This is a genomic window from Micromonospora sp. CPCC 206060, from assembly GCF_036906895.1.
GTDB lineage: Bacteria > Actinomycetota > Actinomycetes > Mycobacteriales > Micromonosporaceae > Micromonospora.
Map to the genome: position 1 here is coordinate 1 of NZ_JBAKHU010000169.1, position 3,637 is coordinate 3,637.

Genomic DNA, 3,637 nt, shown 5'->3' on the forward strand with positions numbered 1-3,637 from the left:
CCATCCGCGCCCTGGAGGACCAGGCCGCATAACCGAGTCCTCCACGATTCCAGGGGATTGACAATGTGCGGTCCGCGCGATGCCACCGGGGTAAAGCTGGGCGCCGATCCCCGTCGTAGAGGTCCTCAGTGAACGTGGGAAGCGATTCGATGTCGCCCTCTCCGGGCGGCTGCCGGTTGTCCGGCGGGCAGGCGTGACGCCCGCTGATGGCATCGGGTCGTGGCGGAGTCGCCGTAGTACTCCGAGCCGGGGAAAGCCCGGCGCATGGGGAAGGGCGACAGCGTGATGGGCAACTTGACAGGCATGGAGGAGGCCGTCGTTGAATAGCGACGCACCGGCCTCGGAGTGGCCATTGTTCGGCCAAGCCGAGGCCCGGGTACTCGAACACCAACGCAAGCTGCATCGATGGGCAAGGACCGAACCGGCGCGCCGGTTCGACGACGTGTTCAACTTGGTCTGCGACCGGGCGACGCTGATGCACGCCTGGGAGCGGGTGGCAGGCAACAAGGGCTCCATGACCGCAGGCGTCGACTCGGTGACCCGCTTCGCCGTCACACGCGACGACGGGCTGGTGCCGTTTCTGGAGAACCTGCGGTCCTCGCTGCGTGACGGGAGCTTCTCCCCGCTGCCGGTGCGGCAGACGACGATCCCGAAGAAGGGCGGCAAGGTCCGCTATCTGGGGATTCCGACGCTGCGAGACCGGGTGGCGCAGATGGCGCTCAAGTTGGTCCTGGAACCGATCTTCGAGTCCGACTTCTACCCGTCGAGCTACGGGTATCGGCCGGGACGACGGGCCCAGGACGCCATTACCGAGATCCACCACTTCACCCGCAGGCCGTCGACCTACGAGTGGGGTCATCGAGGGCGACATCAAGGCCTGCTTCGACAACGTCGACCACCAGGTGCTCATGGGCCTGGTGCGCGAACGCATCGCCGATAAGAAGGTGCTGCGTCTGGTCCGTGCGTTCCTGCGGGCCCGGGGTTGTCGAACAGCATGGTGGCTTCGCAGCGAGCCTGACCGGCACGCCGCAGGGTGGGGTCATCTCTCCGCTGCTGGCCAACATCTACCTGTCCGTGCTGGACCGGCATTTCGCCAAGGTCTGGGATGAACAGATGAGCCCGCAGTGGCGACGGCAGTACCGCCGCCGCACGGGCCGGCCGAACTACCGCTTGATCCGCTACGCCGACGACTTCGTGGTGCTCGTGCACGGCACCAGGGAGCAGGCCGAACAGGTCAAGCAGCAGATCGCCGAGATCGTGGCCCGCGACCTGAAGATGACCCTCTCGGAAGAGAAGACCCTGATCACCCACATCGACACCGGGTTCGACTTTCTCGGCTTCCGCATCCAGCGAAAGCAGTGGAATCGGGCCCCGGTGGTGCTGACCTACCCGTCCAAGGACGCCTTGGCGGCGGTCATGCACAAGATCAAGAAATGGACAGGGCGGGGTACCACATCCCTCGCCCTGCATGAGGTGCTGCGGAAGATCAACCCGATCCTGCGAGGCTGGGCTGCGTACTTCCGCTACGGCGTCTCCAAGAAGACATTCTCGTACCTGGGCTGGTATGCCTGGTGGCGAATGATCGGTTGGATACGCCGCAAGCATCCCCACCTGACCTGGGGTCAGATCCGCCGCCGCTACTACGGCAGCGACCGGATCGCCGAGGACGGCATCGTCCTCTACAACCCGGCGAAGATGCGGGTCGAGCGCTACCGCTTCCGCGGAGCTCAGATCAGCACACCGTTCAACATCGACGTGGTCGACCCCGCGGGAGCACGCTTCCGCAAGACCAGCCACGACGATGTCACCTTCGTCGCACAGGTCAGCGAACTCGTCGCCTGAACCATCGTGATCACGTGGAGAGCCGGATGCGCGGGAACGTGCACGTCCGGTTCGGCGGGCGGGGACGAGGAAACCGACAGTCGAAATGCTGCACGGCGTCTCGTCCCCGACCCGACACATCCCCTTCGAAGCAGAAGCGGCGAACCTGTTCTTCCAGTTGGTGTCGAACCGCTACGAACGAGCCTCACTGATCGTCACGTCCAACAAGCCCTTCGGCCGGTGGGGCGAGGTGTTCGGCGACGATGTTGTCGCCGCGGCCATGATCGACCGCCTCGTCCACCACGCCGAGGTGATCTCGATGAAGGGCGACAGCTACCGGCTCAAGGACCGCGACCTCGGCCGCGTCCCGGCAGCCACCAAAACCGACAACTGAAGATCAACAACACCAACGAGGTGGTCCGGATTCAGCCGGAACAGGATGGTCTGGATTGAGGCGGCGTTGACAAGCAGACGGGAGCGCTTGCCGGGTAGGGGGTCGCCAGTCCTTGGGGGTCTGCCTGGCCGGCAGGCACGTCGAATCCGCCCACCCCCCAACCCGCGGCACGAAGACATAGGATGCCTGCACCCATGCCCCTCAACCGGACACTCGGATGAACCTCGTCGCAACGTCGGCCGCGCCGCCCTGTGAACGTCGATGACCGACCTGCGGCAAGCCCACGACACCGCTCGCGCGATCGCGGTAGCGGCCCTGGGCCGCGACCCCGGCCCCATGGCCGCGGCTGAGGGCAACTCCCACCACGTCTACGTCGGCTCCGACATAGTCGTGAAGATCATCGACGCAGCCGGGCACTCGCGGCTGAACCGGGAGATCGCACTCGCGCCCCACCTGCCCACCGGCCTCACGGCCCCGCTGCTCAACAGCGGGCTCCACCGGCTGGGCAGGCGTGACGTTCGATACGCCTGCTACACCCGCATGCCGGGGACGTCTCCAGGCATGGGCATGCCCGGGGTGGATGGTTCGACCGCGCGCCTGTTGGCCGAGCAGGCAGTCCAGCGGCTCGATGCACTGCACCGCTGGACGCCTACGGGCCACGCGGAACAGACGCTGGCAGAGGCTATCGACCACGGCGGGTTCGTCAGCCAGGCTGCGCTCATCGCCGAGATCGAGAACCTTGCGGTCCTGGACCGGCACGGCATCATCCCCCGCCATGTGCTTGACGGCCTGACGGCGATAGCGAAGCGTGCGCCGCTGCACGCACGGGCAATCGTCCCGGTCCACGCGGACTGCCACTGGGGCAACTGGCTCGCGCACGATCGAGGCGTGACGGCGCTGCTGGACTTCGAATGGGCTCGCTTCGGTGAACCGATCGACGACTGGTTCTTCCTGGCCCGGTTCAGCGGCCCGCACCTGGAGGTCGTCCTCGACGTCATCGCCCGTGCGACGGAGACCTCTCCGGAAGCCCTCCGCGTAGAGTGCGAGGTTCGCGAAGCGGCCCACCTCGCTTCCGACCTCCGCGTCGCGCTCAAACGCCCCGATGCCCCGGCACAGATGGCTGCCGGCAACCTCCGCGATCTCGATGAACTCATCGTCGGACGCCTCTGGTGGCGCCACGCGCGGTGACACCCGTGGCAGCATAGCGACGCGTGTCCGCTTATGCCGCCGACCGGATGTTACACCATGTCATGGACATGCGGTGGCGCTCGACGCCTTGCCGCGCCGAGACGCGTGCGTCGGTCGCAGTCCCCCCTCCCTGTCACGCTGATGTGAGACAGCCCGTCTACCAGGGGATACTCTTCCTGGACGGTCCTGAGGAGAGATCATCAGCATGACTTCGAAGCCCCCCGAGAGCCTGGA

The 3,637-nt window shown here is 66.2% G+C and carries 3 protein-coding genes and 1 pseudogene; all 4 read left to right on the forward strand.

The window, feature by feature from the left end:
• Positions 1–319 precede the first annotated feature (319 nt).
• The gene (locus tag V6U90_RS32800) at positions 320–940 is read left to right on the forward strand and encodes a reverse transcriptase domain-containing protein (protein ID WP_334444966.1); all 621 of its coding nucleotides are present in this window, start codon (positions 320–322) and stop codon (positions 938–940) included.
• Positions 941–960: 20 nt separating this feature from the next.
• Positions 961–1,842, forward strand: a complete 882-nt coding sequence (locus V6U90_RS32805; protein ID WP_334444968.1) for a group II intron maturase-specific domain-containing protein — start codon at positions 961–963, stop codon at positions 1,840–1,842.
• Positions 1,843–1,957: 115 nt separating this feature from the next.
• Positions 1,958–2,215, forward strand: a pseudogene (locus V6U90_RS32810) (ATP-binding protein); the annotation flags it as partial.
• A gap of 261 nt (positions 2,216–2,476) precedes the next feature.
• The gene (locus V6U90_RS32815) at positions 2,477–3,403 is read left to right on the forward strand and encodes a phosphotransferase (RefSeq protein WP_334444970.1); all 927 of its coding nucleotides are present in this window, start codon (positions 2,477–2,479) and stop codon (positions 3,401–3,403) included.
• Positions 3,404–3,637: the final 234 nt, after the last annotated feature.